The sequence below is a fragment of the Exiguobacterium sp. MMG028 genome, from assembly GCF_027947425.1.
In the GTDB taxonomy this organism is placed as follows: Bacteria; Bacillota; Bacilli; order Exiguobacteriales; family Exiguobacteriaceae; genus Exiguobacterium; species Exiguobacterium aestuarii_A.
Map to the genome: position 1 here is coordinate 844,496 of NZ_JAQJIN010000001.1, position 16,051 is coordinate 860,546.

Annotated in this window: 12 protein-coding genes; all 12 read right to left on the reverse strand. The window is 47.9% G+C overall.

Annotated elements, in window-relative coordinates; translation table 11 throughout:
• Positions 1 to 87 precede the first annotated feature (87 nt).
• Entirely contained in the window at positions 88 to 2,292 is a 2,205-nt protein-coding gene (locus PJK55_RS04500; protein WP_271304965.1) for an FtsK/SpoIIIE family DNA translocase, read from the reverse strand.
• A 62-nt stretch (positions 2,293 to 2,354) separates the two neighbouring features.
• Positions 2,355 to 4,022 (reverse strand): ribonuclease J, encoded by a 1,668-nt coding sequence (locus tag PJK55_RS04505; RefSeq protein WP_074034657.1) that lies wholly within the window; start codon positions 4,020 to 4,022, stop codon positions 2,355 to 2,357.
• Between the two features lie 94 nt (positions 4,023 to 4,116).
• The gene (locus PJK55_RS04510) at positions 4,117 to 4,755 is read right to left on the reverse strand and encodes a M15 family metallopeptidase (RefSeq protein WP_271304966.1); all 639 of its coding nucleotides are present in this window, start codon (positions 4,753 to 4,755) and stop codon (positions 4,117 to 4,119) included.
• Positions 4,756 to 4,766: 11 nt separating this feature from the next.
• Positions 4,767 to 6,020 (reverse strand): lipid II:glycine glycyltransferase FemX, encoded by a 1,254-nt coding sequence (locus PJK55_RS04515; protein ID WP_271304967.1) that lies wholly within the window; start codon positions 6,018 to 6,020, stop codon positions 4,767 to 4,769.
• 3 nt (positions 6,021 to 6,023) lie between these two features.
• Positions 6,024 to 7,484, reverse strand: coding sequence for a UDP-N-acetylmuramoyl-L-alanyl-D-glutamate--2,6-diaminopimelate ligase (locus tag PJK55_RS04520; RefSeq protein ID WP_271304968.1), 1,461 nt, complete (start codon positions 7,482 to 7,484; stop codon positions 6,024 to 6,026).
• Positions 7,485 to 7,568: 84 nt separating this feature from the next.
• Complete coding sequence (locus PJK55_RS04525; protein ID WP_271304969.1) at positions 7,569 to 8,786, reverse strand: M16 family metallopeptidase; 1,218 nt, start codon at positions 8,784 to 8,786, stop codon at positions 7,569 to 7,571.
• 51 nt (positions 8,787 to 8,837) lie between these two features.
• The gene (gene pnp / locus PJK55_RS04530; protein WP_214691847.1) at positions 8,838 to 11,054 is read right to left on the reverse strand and encodes a polyribonucleotide nucleotidyltransferase; all 2,217 of its coding nucleotides are present in this window, start codon (positions 11,052 to 11,054) and stop codon (positions 8,838 to 8,840) included.
• 130 nt (positions 11,055 to 11,184) lie between these two features.
• Entirely contained in the window at positions 11,185 to 11,454 is a 270-nt protein-coding gene (gene rpsO / locus PJK55_RS04535) for a 30S ribosomal protein S15 (RefSeq protein ID WP_074034662.1), read from the reverse strand.
• Positions 11,455 to 11,578: 124 nt separating this feature from the next.
• The gene (locus PJK55_RS04540) at positions 11,579 to 12,505 is read right to left on the reverse strand and encodes a bifunctional riboflavin kinase/FAD synthetase (protein ID WP_271304970.1); all 927 of its coding nucleotides are present in this window, start codon (positions 12,503 to 12,505) and stop codon (positions 11,579 to 11,581) included.
• A gap of 16 nt (positions 12,506 to 12,521) precedes the next feature.
• Positions 12,522 to 13,436: a tRNA pseudouridine(55) synthase TruB gene (truB, locus tag PJK55_RS04545; protein WP_271304971.1), complete on the reverse strand. Its 915-nt coding sequence runs from the start codon at positions 13,434 to 13,436 to the stop codon at positions 12,522 to 12,524.
• Between the two features lie 42 nt (positions 13,437 to 13,478).
• A complete protein-coding gene (gene rbfA / locus PJK55_RS04550) occupies positions 13,479 to 13,826 on the reverse strand; it encodes a 30S ribosome-binding factor RbfA (protein WP_015881430.1) in 348 nt (115 codons plus the stop codon).
• A gap of 18 nt (positions 13,827 to 13,844) precedes the next feature.
• Positions 13,845 to 16,046 (reverse strand): translation initiation factor IF-2, encoded by a 2,202-nt coding sequence (gene infB, locus PJK55_RS04555; RefSeq protein WP_214691844.1) that lies wholly within the window; start codon positions 16,044 to 16,046, stop codon positions 13,845 to 13,847.
• Positions 16,047 to 16,051: the final 5 nt, after the last annotated feature.

Genomic DNA, 16,051 nt, shown 5'->3' on the forward strand with positions numbered 1-16,051 from the left:
GATTTGCGCGAATATTTCCATATCGTAGAAAAAGGAATAAAAAACGAACGATTGTATATCTATGTATACAATCGTTCGTTTTTAAATTTATTCGTCTTGTTCATGAATTAATACTTTCCTTGGTTTCGAACCTTCTGATGGACCTACGTATCCCGCCTCTTCAAGCGAGTCAATCAAACGCGCTGCCCGATTATACCCAATTCGAAATCTTCGCTGAATCATTGAGGTCGAAGCCGTTTCCTGGGTAACGATGAATTGAATGACTTCTCCGAACAATGAATCGTCCGAGTCAATTGTCGTCACTTCTTCTTCTTTCGGCATCATCGCTTCTACGTACTGCGCACGTTGCTGTGCGATAACGTGATTGACGACCGTTTCGACCTCTTGATCGGAGACGAACGCTCCTTGGACACGCACCGGCTTGTTCATCCCATTAGCAAGCATGAGCATATCGCCACGCCCAAGCAGTTTTTCTGCTCCTCCTCCGTCCAAGATTGTACGGGAATCGGTTTGTGATGAGACCGCGAATGCGATTCGAGACGGGATGTTTGCTTTGATGACCCCTGTAATGACGTCAACCGACGGACGTTGTGTCGCCAGTACCATATGAATCCCTGCGGCCCGTGCCATTTGAGCGAGTCGCATGATGGCGTCCTCAACGTCATTTGAAGCAACCATCATCAAATCTGCCAACTCATCGACAATGACGACGATGAACGGTAGACGTTTCGCATCCTCATCATCGGACTTGTCGACGAGTTCATTGTATCCTTCAATGTTACGGACACCATATCGACTGAACAGCTCATATCGTCTTTCCATCTCGGCAACGACTTGTTTCAATGCCTGGGCTGCCTTTTTCGGATCTGTGACAACAGGCGTCAACAAATGAGGCACACCATTATAAACATTTAGTTCGACCATTTTTGGGTCAATCATCATGAGACGGACCTCATCCGGTCGAGAACGCATCAAGATGGATACAATCATCCCGTTGATACAGACTGATTTACCGGAACCTGTCGACCCTGCCACGAGTAAATGCGGCATTTTGTTTAGTGAGATGCCGACAGTCTCCCCACTAATGCTTCGTCCGAGTGCGACGAGTAGCTTTGAATCGTCTTGTTTCACTGGGTCTGCTTCAAGCACTTCTCGTAAACAGACTGGAGCGACTTCCTGGTTCGGTACCTCGATACCAATCGCCGCCTTGCCTGGAATTGGTGCTTCGATTCGAATATCTTTCGCGGCAAGCGCGAGTGCGAGATCATCGCTAAGCGACGTGATTCGACTGACCTTCACACCGATGTCCGGCTGTAACTCATACTTCGTGACCGTCGGACCAAGGTGAATTTTCAATACTTTCACCCCTACACCAAACGATTTTAACGTCTTCACTAGTTTGGCGGCATTCTCTTTCAATCGCGCATTTTCTCCAGATAAATCGGTGATCACCGGTTCCTTCAGATTGGTGAACGGCGGGAGCTCATACGTGTCTGAGACATCTTGCGCCGCAGTCATCATCATCTCCTCGGTCGAGATGGATCCATCCGTTTCCGTAGACGACTCCGTTTTAGGCTCCTCTTTTTTCTCCGCGACAACTTTCTCACTGAATCCGACGATTGGGATGTCATTCATCGTGACCACATCTGATTCTGACTCCACCTCTAAATCGGCTTCTGCCAGCATCGGCTCAGGCGATGGTTTTCGCGACCGCTTCGGTTCTTGATTTTGCTTGTTGTCTTGTTTTTTCTCTGTTTTCGGTCTCGATTGCCATTCTTTTTTCACGGCCATTACGGATTCCTCTAGGCGATGATAGATGGTTCCCCAAATCGTTGGCACATAGAGGGAGACACCGAGGATCAAACAGACGATGCCTAAAAAGATGAGACCGAAATCAGAAAATAAGTATTGGTTTAAGTCATAAAGTCCACCGTTGACCCCACCGCGCTTATCTCCCCAAAGTAAATCTCCAAATAGTAGAAATGAGGCGATCATACTGAGCAATCCTGCTCGCTCCATCGGCTTCATCGGTTTTAATATAATCCATAACAGGATGGCAATCATCAAATAGGTAAGCGCACCCCAGCCACCAAACAGGTATTCGGACAAGTCAGATAGTTGCCGACCAATCCATCCGAAATCGAATAAGGCAAATACGAATGCGACGATGGAAAGAACGAAAATCCCCCATCCATATGTACGTGGCGCAATCGGTTGTTTTTTCCGTTTTCTCGTGTTTCGCGCTGCGGGTCGCTTCCGCTTCACGGGTGTCTTTCTCGTTTTTTGAGCCACTTTTAGTTCCTCCTAAAAAAAGAAGGCAAAAGTCAGATGACTTTTGCCTCACTCTCATTCCATTAAATCTCCATGATGATCGGCAAGATCATCGGACGACGTTTCGTCTGCTCGAATAAGAAGACGCTAAGTCGCTCGCGGATATTTGATTTCAATTCGGTCCAATCACTGCCAGCTTGCAGACTCTTTTCAATCTGTTTCGTGACAATACGGTTTGCCTCTGAAATCATTTCTTCCGATTCGCGCATATACACGAATCCACGTGAGATGAGTTCAGGTCCTGAAATCAATTTCTTCTGTTTCCGATTCAATGTGACCACGCAAAGCACGACCCCATCTTGTGACAACAAACGACGGTCTCGTAAGACGATGTTCCCGACGTCACCGACGCCAATCCCATCAATCAATACATTACCTGCAGGAACTTTTCGGCTCATCCGGGCTTTTCGACCAGTGAACTCGACGACATCTCCTTTTTCGACGATGAAGATGTTGTTCGGTTTGACACCTACTTGTTCAGCGAGTTTTGAGTGTGCCATTTGCATCCGGTATTCCCCGTGAATCGGTAAGAAGTATTTTGGTTTGACGAGGTTGAGCATTAACTTCAACTCTTCAGCCGAACCGTGTCCGGATACGTGGACTTTACGTTGGTTGTAAATGACGTTTGCCCCAGAACGGAACAATAGATCAATCGTTTTCGAAACCGACTTTTCATTCCCTGGAATCGGTGTCGCCGCAATGACAACTGTGTCATTCAAACGAATGTTCACTTGCTTATGCGCGTTACGTGCCATACGAGTCAACGCAGCCATCGGCTCACCTTGAGACCCTGTCGTCAAGATGACGACTTTGTTATCAGGAAGACGATTCACTTGCGACAACTCGACGAGCGTCTTCGCTTTGAAACGTAAGTAGTTTAATTTTTGTGCGACTTCGACGATATTGACCATACTGCGGCCAACAACCGCGACTTTACGGTCATTCGCTTCTGCAGCTGCAAAAACTTGTTGTAAGCGATGGACGTTCGACGCGAATGACGCTACGATGACACGACCTTCGGCTTGATAAATCACATCGTTCAATTCAGCACCGACAATCGATTCTGAACCAGTCTGACCCGGACGCTCTGCGTTTGTCGAATCAGAAAGTAACGCGAGTACACCGCGCTGTCCAATCGCTGCTAATTTATTGAAATCGGATTGTTTCCCATCGACTGGCGTATAATCAAACTTGAAATCTCCGGTATGGACGATCGCACCTTGAGATGTTTGAATACAAACACCGACACAGTCGGGAATCGAGTGATTGACGCGGAAGAACGTGACGAGATGATCAGCGATAGTCAATTTCGTTTTGGCATCAATCATGCGAAGGTCGACTTCTTTCAACAAACCGGCCTCTTTTAATTTCAGTTCAATTAACCCGAGAGTCAATTTTGTCCCGTATACCGGAACGTGTTTTAAATCGCGTAAGACGTAGCTAAGTCCACCAATGTGGTCTTCGTGACCGTGTGTGATGAAAATCGCTCGGACGCGATCCTTGTTTTCTTTTAAATAAGTGATGTCTGGGATGACGATATCAATCCCGAGCATCTCATCGCCTGGAAACATGAGACCGGCATCGATGACGAAGATGTCGTCGTCTAGCTCCACGACGTACATGTTCTTTCCGATTTCGCCTACGCCTCCAAGCGCAAAGACGCTAATATTCTCTGTCTTCTTTTTTGACACTAACAAAAACCTCCTAAATGTTTCATATTCTGTTTCGTCCCTTATCGCTACTGAATATTGTATCGGAAAACGGCTTCATTGCCAACATTTCCGTTCAATCTAGTAGAGGTTTTAGAGTATCGGCAAGCGGTGCGACCGCTTCTTTGTCCGGGCGTTTCCCTGCGTCAAGTTGTCGGATGGACAAGTCAAAGTCCATTTGGAGATGTGGATAGTCAGGGAATGAGTTCCAGTCGCCTCCCCATTCAAAACCAAGCGCCTTTCCTAATTCTCCGAGCTCTTGCCAGTCTGGTATATCGTTACGATTGCGGTCCGTACTTAAGTCATAATCCGTTTTATTGTCATGGATGATGACAAAGTCGACTGCAAGTCCATAATTATGATAGCTCTGACCTGCTTTTGCGTTCGTCACAACTTGCCCGGGTTTAGACCGACCTTGCGCATATAATGCGTTCTGTTCTTTCGCTGAACGATACCCTGACGTCAATCGTACTTCGAGACCGAGACAAGAATGCGCCAAGCGCACAAAGGTTGCTCCCCGTTCCGCAACTTGTGGGTGAAGGCGGTCGAAGTCAATGTTGGTTCTTGCCAAAATTGTACTTTCTGCCTCAAGGTCCCGCACACACATGTCCGCTTCAAACGTCGGCTCATCTACCCATGGTACAGGTTGTGGCTGCATATAAAAGTAAGCCAGCACAATCCCAATCAAGAAGGCGACCATCGCAAGTGATAACACGCCGGTCCACCTCATCTTCTTAACCGTTTACGCAGTCCTTTAAGGATTGGTAACCCTTTTTCAAGTGCCATATAGAGAGGACGGTTTAAAACGAGGTCGAACTCTCCGACTTTCTCAATCATGTCACTTCCCCATCCGGACTTGAAGGCATAGAGACCCGCATATTCATCATCTGGGTCTGTGCTGCCTGAGACACCGCCGAAGTCATATCGTTCAGCTCCGCTCTCTTTCGCCGCTTGCATCATCGTCCACTGCATCAAATGGTTCGGCATGAACTCACGGAACTCATTCGATGAGGCACCATATAAGTAATACGAACGTCGTCCTGCAAGTGTCAATAGCCCACCTGACAACACGAGTCCATCCGGATAAGTCTTGTTCAGTTCGATGAGCTCAGGTAACGCCTGCTCAGCTTTTTGAATTTGTGCCACCGTCTGTTCTTTGCGGTTAAGAAGGCTTGTCCGTTTCTTTTCGACCGTTTCCTTCTCTAACCCACGTTCAATCTTTTCCAACTCTTTTTTTGCTTTTTCAAGCGTCGCTTGTTGCTGATCGAGCGCAATTTTCGGTTCGAGCTTTGTCAAAAAGAGTCGCGCATCATTCGGTTGGAGACAATCATATAGATTCTCAAAATAATTGAGTCCTCGAATGGCAAATCCATCACGTTCTCCCGTCACTTTCATGAGGTCAGCAAACGTCTTTAATCCGTCTCGCCCGACTTCTTTACAGACGATTCCTTTCTTCTCCGCTAATCGGACGTTATAACGGAATTTATGATGGAATTTCGCAAAGATTTCTTTTTCACTCGGACGTAAATCCGTCTCCATCGTGAAACGAGGTTGTGCATAGTCAAAGCCACCCCCGTATCCTTTATGATGGAACCCGACGGCTTCCAATTCCGTCAAGAGGCCTGGTATCTCATCGCGGTCGATGTTTGGATCGATTTTGACGACAATCGCCTTATGAGTTGCAGCGACTCGCTTCGCTTCTTCTACAAGTGCCTGAAGAGACGCCACGTCATCATAATCCACCACTAATCCGCGTGGGGCATAACATAGCGTATACGGTAATTTCGGGACACGCTTAAATAACAGTAACGCAACACCGGTCGTTAAACCATCACGGGCAACCGCAACGCGCTCCGACGTCCATCCGTTCTGTCGTTTTACATCTCCCCAACTTGATAGTTGTAATAAATCACCACGATCATGAGCTTTGACGAAGTCGTCATGTTCTTTTTCTGTCAACGTAACTGGTTGTACTGCCATAAATCATGCTTCCTCCGTATTCAAAATGGTCGATCGGACAATTGCCTCTTCGTCGAGTGGCAATTTCTCGTTACCGATAATTTGATATTTTTCGTGCCCTTTTCCTGCTAACACGATAATATTATCTGATTTGGCTAAAGTTGCTGCGTATCGGACTGCTTCTTCCCGGTCGCCGATCTCCACATAGTTGTCATGTGTCATTCCGGCCGCAATCCCTTTCGTGATAGATTCATACGCTTCGAAACGTGGGTCGTCCGTGGTAATGATGACCGTCCCAGCGTAAGTCGACGCCATTTCTCCCATTGCTGGACGCTTTGTCACGTCACGGTTCCCACCTGTACCGATTAAAAAGACAATCTTCTCTTTCGGTACACCGACGAGCGATTTCAAACATTGTTCGATGCCGTCGGGTGTATGGGCATAGTCTGCGTATACGTTGTACCCAGGCACGTCTAGACGCTGCATACGCCCTTTGGCCGGATGAATCATTTCAAGTGCTTTAGCGATTTGCTCCAATGAGTATCCTGCTGCGAGGAGACAGCCTGTCGCGAGCAACAAATTATACACGTTGAAACGACCGATAAACTGTACGGTCACTGGTAGGCGTTTGCCTTGATAGTTCAACACAAAGCTCGTTTGAGACAACGTCTGTTCAATCTCTGACGCCATCAAATCAGCCATTGTGTCGATTCCATACGTCAACACTTTAGCGCCTGTCATTGTCTCATAGAGAGCGCTTTGTGCATCATCTGCATTCAAGACGGCTACTTTCCCCCGTGATGCCATTTGACCGAGTTGAGCGAACAACAATCCCTTTGCGCGGGCATAGTTTTCGAACGTTCCATGGAAATCGAGATGATCGTGCGTCAAATTCGTGAATCCGACGATATCAAAATCCGTTCCGATGACTCGACCGAGCTCGAGACCGTGCGAAGAAACTTCCATCATGACATCTGTCACACCTTCATCACGCATTTGTGCCAGTAGTTGTTGCAGTTCTGAGCTTTGCGGTGTCGTATTCTTGCTCGGTACGACCTTGTCATTGATTCGTACCTCGACGGTGCCGATCAGGCCAGTCGAGTGTCCGAGGACGTCTAGGACATCCCGTAAAATCGTGGTCGTCGTCGTTTTACCATTCGTTCCAGTGATTCCAAAAAGTCGCATCTGTTCAGAAGGATACGCATAAAACGCCGAAGCCAAAAGACCGATTGAACGAGAACTATCGCGCACAATCAAGTTTGGAACGGAAAGTTCGAGCGGTCGTTCACTGACAACCGCTACTGCCCCTCGTTCCACAGCTTGAGCCGCATATTCATGTCCATCGACCGTATAGCCTTTGATGGCGACAAACAACGTCCCCGGGACAACTTCCCGAGAATCGGTTGTCACGTGAGTCACCACGATGCCTTCAAGATTTGGTTGGTTAATGAGTTGTATCGTCTTCACTAAGTCCGTTAAGTTCAAGTCTTTCCCTTCTTTCACCTGTATCCTATCCAAACTAAAGAATACCTCTTAATCAGTGTAGAGAACTTACAATTCGGTTTCAAGTCACGCTTCGTTTGGGAGGACATATGACTTCGCTGGCTGATGGTTCAACACTTCACGAATCAACGCATTGACCTCATCACGCTTGATTTTCTCCACTTTTTGAATCACTTGTTCAATCGGCTCCACTTCATCAAGTAGTAACAAGTTCCGACCATTCCGATTCATCCGAGCGCTCGAGCTTTCATTCCCGAGAACGAGCGAACCTTTCAATTGGCGTTTCCCTTTATCGACTTCTTCATCCGTCAATCCTTCTTCGAACAAACGCTTCAATTCTCTTTCTAGAATGACTTCGACTTGATTCAACGTGTCTGGAGATGTTCCGACATAGATGGTAAACGTCCCATGATCGGCGAACGTCGTATAGTACGAGTAAATCGAGTAGGCCAATCCTTCTTCTTCACGAATCGATTGAAATAACCGTGAGGACATCGTTGCACCGATGGCGTTGTTCATTAGTGCCAAGTGCGGTAAACGATCATCCGTTGCCGAGATGGCTTCATAGTTCCAACAGAGATGTGCTTGCTCTGTTTCCTTACGTTTTGTCAACGTATCATGGAACAGTTCTGGTTGATTGAGTTCTTTCGACGATTCCCTAGAAGGGATGTTGGCAAACCTACGCTTCACTGCCTCCATCAACTCTTCAGAGACATGTCCTGCGATGGAGACGACGATTTCTTCTGCCACGTACCGTTCTTGTAAATAATCGACGAGTTGGTCGCGTGTCAATCGATTGACGCTCTCCTCCGTTCCAAGGATCGGTTGTGCGAGAATATCGTCACGATATGCCGCAACTGCCAATAGTTCATGTACGAGATCTTCAGGTGTATCCTCATACATTTTGATTTCTTCCACGACGACACGTTTCTCTTTTTCAAGTTCTGTCTCATCGAGTACCGAATCAAACAACATGTCCGTCAAGACGTCGAGCGCCATGACCGCATGTTCGTCGAGCGTTTTCACGTAAAAACAAGTATGGTCTTTTGAGGTGAAGGCATTGACACTTCCACCGAGTTCATCGAAAAAGGAAGCGATTTCTTTCGCGTTTTTCGTCGATGTTCCTTTAAATAACATATGTTCAATCAAATGACTGATTCCGATGTTTTCAAATGACTCTGTTCGTGTCCCAGCTTTAATAAAGACACCTGTTGACGTACTGCGAGAACCTTCAATCGGTTCGATGATGACGCGGATACCATTTTGTAGTGTCATCCATTCCATATTCTCACTCCTATGAAAAAGGCCATCGCACCAAGACGATGGCCAGAATAATTAATTTGTCGAGCGCGGCGGACGACGGTCCCCGTCACGACGTGGCGGACGGCCTTCACGAGGTGGACGGCTTTCACGTGCAGCCTTCCGTTTCGCTTCATACGCTTCACGCTCTTCAGGAGACAATCCTTCTAAGATGAGCGCTTTATGCGATGCGTTGACACGACCTTTATCATCGATTTCCGTGACTTTAACTTGAATCGTATCACCGAGCTTCACAACGTCTTCAACGTTTGCAACACGCTCGAGACTGAATTCTGAAACGTGTACGAGTGCATCTTTTCCTTTGAAGAGTTCGACGAACGCGCCGAACTTCTCGATGCGGCGTACCGTTGCATCAAATACTTCACCGACGACGACTTCGCGAACGATGTCCCCGATCATCTTCATGGCAAGATCAATACCTTCTTGGTCTGTCGAGGCGATGAACACCGTACCATCTTGTTCGATGTCAATCTTGACGCCTGTTTGGTCGATGATGCTGTTGATCATCTTACCACCTGGTCCAATCACATCACGGATCTTATCCGGATTGATTGTCATCGTCACGATTTTCGGTGCATATTTCGACAATTGTGTACGTGGTGTGTCTAATGTTTCAAGCATATGGTCAAGGATGTGTAGACGACCGACACGTGCCTGCTCAAGCGCTTCTTCTAAGATTTCACGCGTGATTCCAGCAATCTTAATATCCATTTGAAGGGCCGTAATCCCATCTTTCGTTCCGGCAACTTTGAAGTCCATGTCACCGAGATGGTCTTCGAGACCTTGAATATCTGTCAAGACCGTGTAGTGCTCCCCTTCCATGATGAGACCCATGGCAATCCCAGCGACCGGCGCTTTGATTGGTACACCTGCATCCATCAACGCAAGCGTCGAGCCACAGATTGAAGCCTGTGAACTTGAACCGTTTGATTCAAGTACTTCCGAGACGAGACGAATCGTATACGGGAAGTCTGCTTCTTTCGGAATGATTGGCAAGAGTGCGCGCTCACCAAGTGCCCCGTGACCGATCTCACGACGACCTGGTGCACGGACTGGACGTGCCTCCCCGACAGAGAACGGCGGGAAGTTATAGTGGTGCATGAAGCGCTTGTTCTCTTCTAAGCCGATTCCGTCAATAATTTGCGCATCACCGATGACACCGAGTGTTGCGACCGACATGACTTGTGTTTGACCACGTGTGAAGAGACCGACACCGTGCGCGCGTGGAAGCAATCCGACCTCTGATGCGAGCGGACGGATGACATCTGGGCGACGACCGTCTGGACGGACTTTGTCGACCGTGATCAAGCGACGGACTTCATCTTTGACGAATTTGTTCAAGATGCCCGAAACTTCTCCAAGTTTTGATGGCTCATCAGCAAGGCGCTCTTCATACATCGCCACGTATTTCGCAATGACTTCGTTGATGGCTTCATCGCGAGCATGTTTCTCTTCCACTTGAACCGCTTCAACGATTTCAGGACGAGCTGCTTCAAGCTCTGCTGTGAGTGCCTCATCGTATTTCGATACCGTATATTCAAACTTCGGTTTGCCGACTGCATCAACAATCTCTTGTTGGAACGCAATCAAACGCTTGATCTCTTCATGTCCAAACAAGATCGATTCAAGCATGACATCTTCTGGTACTTCATTCGCGCCAGCTTCAACCATGTTGATGGCAGTCGATGTCCCTGCAACTTGAAGTTCAAGATCCGTTTTCTCCATTTGAGCTGTCGTTGGGTTGACGACGAATTCGCCATCAACACGTCCGACCGTCACACCTGCGATTGGACCATCAAACGGTACATCTGAGATCGAAAGTGCGATTGACGTTCCGAGCATTCCCGCCATCTCCGCCGAGCAATCTGGATCGTTCGACATGACGTAAATCATGACTTGAATGTCATGACGGAATCCATCTGGGAAGAGTGGACGAATCGGACGGTCGATGAGACGTGATGTCAAAATCGCATTTTCCCCCGGACGTCCTTCACGGCGAAGGAATCCTCCTGGAATTTTACCTACCGAGTAAAGTTTCTCCTCATAGTTGACCGTCAATGGGAAAAAGTCTAAATCTTTTGGTGCTTTTGAAGCCGTTACTGTCGCAAGGACGACAGTGTCACCATAGCGAACGAGCGCCGATCCATTTGCTTGCTTCGCAAGTTGACCGACCTCTACAGACAATGGGCGTCCGCCCCACTCTGTAGAGAATACTTGTTTCGTACCTAACATGTACATTCTCCTCTCAAACCTTATCTAGTTTATTATGTAACTCTATCTTACGAATGTCTAATCATTTTCCTCTTAACAAACAAGAAACGGACTAGGACGTTGTCCCAGCCCGTTAAACAGTCTCGATCGATTAACGACGGAGACCGAGGCGTTGAATCAATTCACGGTAGCGCGTAACGTCCTTGTTACGAAGGTACGTAAGCAAGTTACGACGACGTCCAACCATTTTCAAGAGACCGCGACGTGAGTGGTGGTCTTTCTTGTGTGTACGAAGGTGAGCGTTCAATGTGTTGATTTGTTCAGTCAACACTGCCACTTGTACTTCCGGTGAACCAGTGTCACCTTGTTTAGTCGCGTATTCCGCGATAATTTCGTTTTTACGTTCTTTTGAGAGTGCCATTGCCTCTCCACCTCCATTTAATTAAAAATTGCCGCGTTGCCGAGCCGGCGTTGGTGAATCGACCAGCCAAGCGAAACGGTGTACTTTGCGTACTTGACAAGGATAGCGTAACCGCAACCGAAAGTCAAGATAGGATTGAGCGTGCCGATACCTCATCCTGTTTCAGTTGAGCGACCAATGCATCTAACCCATCGAACGCTCGCTCGTTACGAATATACTGAACCCACTCGATCTCGATCACTTGCCCGTACAAATCCTCCGAAAAGTCAAAGAGATGACTTTCGACAGAGACCGCTCCCGTCTCATAGAACGTCGGGCGACGCCCGACATTGGTCATTGCCTCGAACGTCCGACCATCAGGGAGCGTGACACGTGTCGCATACACGCCGAGCCGTGGCATGACATATGAGGCGTCCATCAACACGTTTGCTGTCGGGAACCCGATTGTACGGCCTCTCGCGTCTCCGTGAATGACTTCACCGCAGATGACATATGGGGCACCAAGTAACTCTTGAGCTGCATCAACGTGGCCTTCAGCCAATAGCTTACGAATTCGCGTCGATGATACCTTCTCTCCATCTATCGTCTGTTCTGTAACAATGGACGTCGTGAACTGATCGCGAGAATGGTATGGGAGAGTTTCCATCGTCCCTTCACCGAACTTGCCGTACGAGTAATCAAATCCTGCCGTCACGTGTACGGCTCCAGCAGCAATCAAATAATCATCGACAAACTGTTGAGGAGATAATCCAGCCAACTCTTTTGTGAACGTCAAGACGAGACATCGCTCGACCCCGAGCGCTTCGATTCGTTTTAATTTCCGGGATAGCGGTGTAATATAACGGACCGCGTCGGGTTTATTTGAGAGCACTTGTTTCGGGTGTGGGTCGAACGTGACGACCGTCACCGGAAGGTGATGCTCTGCCGCGACACGCTTCGCATGATTGATCACGGCTTGATGTCCTTTATGAACACCGTCAAAAAAACCGAGTACCATGACCGATGGATACAGGTCAGGCGTTTCTGGATAGGTGAGATGTCTTGTTTCCATACTGTCAATTTCCCCCTTAGTCGATGGCCAGCATGACCTCGACTGTAGCGTCTGTCGTTCCATCTTGTCTTCGATATAAAGCAAGAGGGATTCCTTCTTCATTATAGACAGTAAATAACTCAAATTCGAGCGAAACGCCGTTCAGCTTGCCACCATTCCGAATATACCGCTCCCGATTCTTTGGAATCGTGATGGCTGGCCAACGTTTGATGACCTCTTCGAGTGGGATGACATGCGCCATTCGTTCTTCGACCGTCTCTAATGCCTGTAGCTGTTCGAGGGATATAGCGTTCGCTTCTTCGAAAGAGCCGGAGCTCGTGCGTCTCAGTTCGCTCATATGGGCAGGGTAACCGAGCTTCTCACCGATTTGTACAGCGAGTGTACGAATGTACGTCCCTTTTCCGCAATCGATTTCCATTTGGAAACGACATACTCCTTCTTCAAACGTTAACTCGCTCGTCCGCTCCAGACGGTGAATCTCGACCATCCGACGGGGGCGTTCCACGGTTTGGCCTTTGCGGGCGTACTCATACAATTTCTTCCCATTGACCTTGACCGCTGAATAATAAGGTGGAATCTGTTCAATCGTTCCGATCAATTGCCGCATCGCTTCATCAATCTGTGACTCGTCCAACTCATTCGGTGTGACTGTCTTCTGTTCTACGACCTCGCCATGAGCGTCCTCGGTCATAGTGGCCGTCCCGATTGTCACCTCGGCCACGTAACGCTTGCCCTCATCCGTGATAAAACGAGATAACTTCGTGGCACGTCCTAAACAGATTGGTAATACGCCTGTCACTTCCGGATCAAGCGTGCCCGTATGACCCACTTTTTTTGTTTGAAACAACTTTCGTAACTTGAACACGCAGTCATGACTCGTCATGCCTCGGTCCTTATCGAGTACAAGCACTCCGTTCGGTTCCAACTTCATCCCTCCATACAAAAAAGGGAGAACGATGTCTCCCCTTTCAAATTATTGGTCTTTGTTCAAATCACGAATCAATGAATCGATATGGCTACCATATGCGACCGAAGAATCGTATTCAAACGAGATTTCTGGTGTTTTACGAAGACGGATGCGGTTCCCGATTTCGCGACGGATAAATCCTTTCGCTTTGTCGAGACCTGCTTGCGTTTCTGCTTTCACATCTTCCTCATCACCGAGCACCGTATAGTAGACCGTTGCTTGTTGTAAGTCCCCTGTCACATCAACGCTCGTAATTGTAGCGTTCTTTGTACGTGGGTCACTCACTTCCCGTAACAAGACGTCTGTAATCTCTTTACGCATTTGCTCGGCAACACGTTGGGCACGAATTTTCATACGTGATCCCTCCTCACATTATTTACGTTCGACTTCTTTCATGACGAACGCTTCAATAACATCTTCTACTTTGATGTCATCAAATTTCTCTACTTTAATCCCACACTCATAACCAGTCGCAACTTCTTTTACGTCATCTTTGAAGCGGCGAAGCGTATCGAGCTTGCCTTCATATACGACGATTCCGTTACGAATGACACGGACACCAGCGTCACGTGTGATTTTACCTTCAGTCACATAACAACCTGCAATCGTACCGACTTTCGATACTTTGAAGACGTCACGGACTTCGACTTGACCAGTGATTTCTTCGACGAACTCAGGGTCAAGCATCCCTTTCATCGCGCTCTCGATTTCTTCGATCGCGTTGTAGATGATGCGGTGGAGACGCATTTCAACATTTTCCTGTTCAGCCATCGAACGGGCGTTACCGTCAGGACGTACGTTGAAACCGATGATGACGGCGTTCGCAGCTGATGCGAGAATGACGTCACCTTCTGTGATGGCACCGACACCTTGGTGAACGATGTTAACTTTGACGCCTTCGACATCGATCTTGCGAAGTGAACCAGCCAATGCTTCAGCTGAACCTTGTACGTCTGCTTTAATGATGACGTTCAAGTCTTTCACTTCACCTTCTTGAATACGGCTGAACAAATCGTCAAGGCTGACTTTCGCTGATTCACGGCGTTGTGACTCGAGATAACGTTGGTAACGTTTTTCCCCGATTGCACGTGCTTTCTTCTCATCTTCAAACACGATGAACTGATCACCGGCTTGTGGCACATCGTTCAAACCTGTGATTTCAATCGGTGTAGATGGACCGACTTGTTTCACACGACGACCGATGTCGTTAACCATTGCACGGACGCGACCGAACGTGCTACCGACAACGATTGGGTCACCGATACGAAGCGTACCGTGTTGAACGAGAAGCGTTGCAACAGGTCCACGACCTTTGTCGAGTTTTGCTTCGATGACTGATCCACGAGCTGGCATGTCTGGCGTCGACTTGTATTCTTCGACTTCAGATACGAGAAGAATCATCTCGAGCAACTCATCGATTCCTTCACCTTTAATCGCAGAGATTGGAACGAAAATCGTTTCGCCGCCCCACTCTTCCGGAATGAGACCGAACTCAGTCAACTCTTGTTTGACACGGTCAGGGTTTGCCCCTTCTTTGTCCATTTTGTTGACCGCAACGATGATTGGAACGTTCGCTGCTTTCGCGTGCGAGATCGCTTCCTCTGTTTGTGGCATGACGCCATCGTCAGCCGCAACGACGATGATGGCGATGTCTGTCACTTCCGCACCACGTGCACGCATCGTTGTGAACGCCGCGTGACCTGGCGTATCGAGGAATGTGATTTTCTTGTCGTTTACAGACACTTGGTACGCACCGATATGCTGCGTGATTCCACCCGCTTCTCCTGCAACGACTTTCGTGTTACGAATCGAGTCAAGAAGTGTCGTTTTACCGTGGTCAACGTGACCCATGATTGTAACGACCGCTGGGCGCTCTTCAAGATCATATTGTGAGAAGTCAATCTCAACTGTTTCGAAGTCTGTCTCATCGACGACGACTTCTTTTTCTACTTCAAAACCAAACTCTGAAGCGAGCAACTCGATTGTTTCGTCATCGAGTGTCTGGTTGATTGTCGCCATCACACCAAGACCCATCAACTTCATAATGATTTCGTTTGGTTTTTTGTTCATTTTCTCTGCGAGGTCAGAGACACTGAGCACATCCTCATACTTGATGACGTTCCCCATCTCGGCTTCTTGAGCGAGACGAGCCGCTTTACGCTGACTTGTCTTCGAATTTGGATCGGCTTCTTGTGGCACGGCCGCTTTTACCGGCTTGCCTTTACCTTTCCCTTTTCCACGTTTTTTATTGCGTGGATCGTTGTTACGGTTGTCGTTACGATTTTGACCACCGCGGTTGTTTTGACCGCCACGGTTTTGTTGCGTCGCTTGCGGACGTGACTGTTCTTTTTTCTCTTGTTTCGGCTCGTTCGAAGTTGAAGTCGCTTTCGCTTCAGCTTGCTTCTCAGCACGGTACTTTTCTGGATTGAACACACGGTCCAACTGTTTGACTGTCTCATCATCGAGGACGGCCATGTGGTTTTTCACCGGTTTGTTCAATTTTTCTAGTTGAGTAATAACTTGCTTACTCGTTACATTTTGTTCTTTTGCAAATTCATAGACGCGTTTTCCCAAAGCAT

Bases quoted from the DNA above. Each gene is read 5' to 3' on its own strand.
- PJK55_RS04515 (WP_271304967.1), bottom strand. From the start codon at position 6,020: ATGGCAGTACAACCAGTTACGTTGACAGAAAAAGAACATGACGACTTC.
- PJK55_RS04525 (WP_271304969.1), bottom strand. From the start codon at position 8,786: ATGGAATGGATGACACTACAAAATGGTATCCGCGTCATCATCGAACCG.
- pnp (WP_214691847.1), bottom strand. From the start codon at position 11,054: ATGTTAGGTACGAAACAAGTATTCTCTACAGAGTGGGGCGGACGCCCA.
- rpsO (WP_074034662.1), bottom strand. From the start codon at position 11,454: ATGGCACTCTCAAAAGAACGTAAAAACGAAATTATCGCGGAATACGCG.
- PJK55_RS04540 (WP_271304970.1), bottom strand. From the start codon at position 12,505: ATGGAAACAAGACATCTCACCTATCCAGAAACGCCTGACCTGTATCCA.
- truB (WP_271304971.1), bottom strand. From the start codon at position 13,436: ATGAAGTTGGAACCGAACGGAGTGCTTGTACTCGATAAGGACCGAGGC.
- rbfA (WP_015881430.1), bottom strand. From the start codon at position 13,826: ATGAAAATTCGTGCCCAACGTGTTGCCGAGCAAATGCGTAAAGAGATT.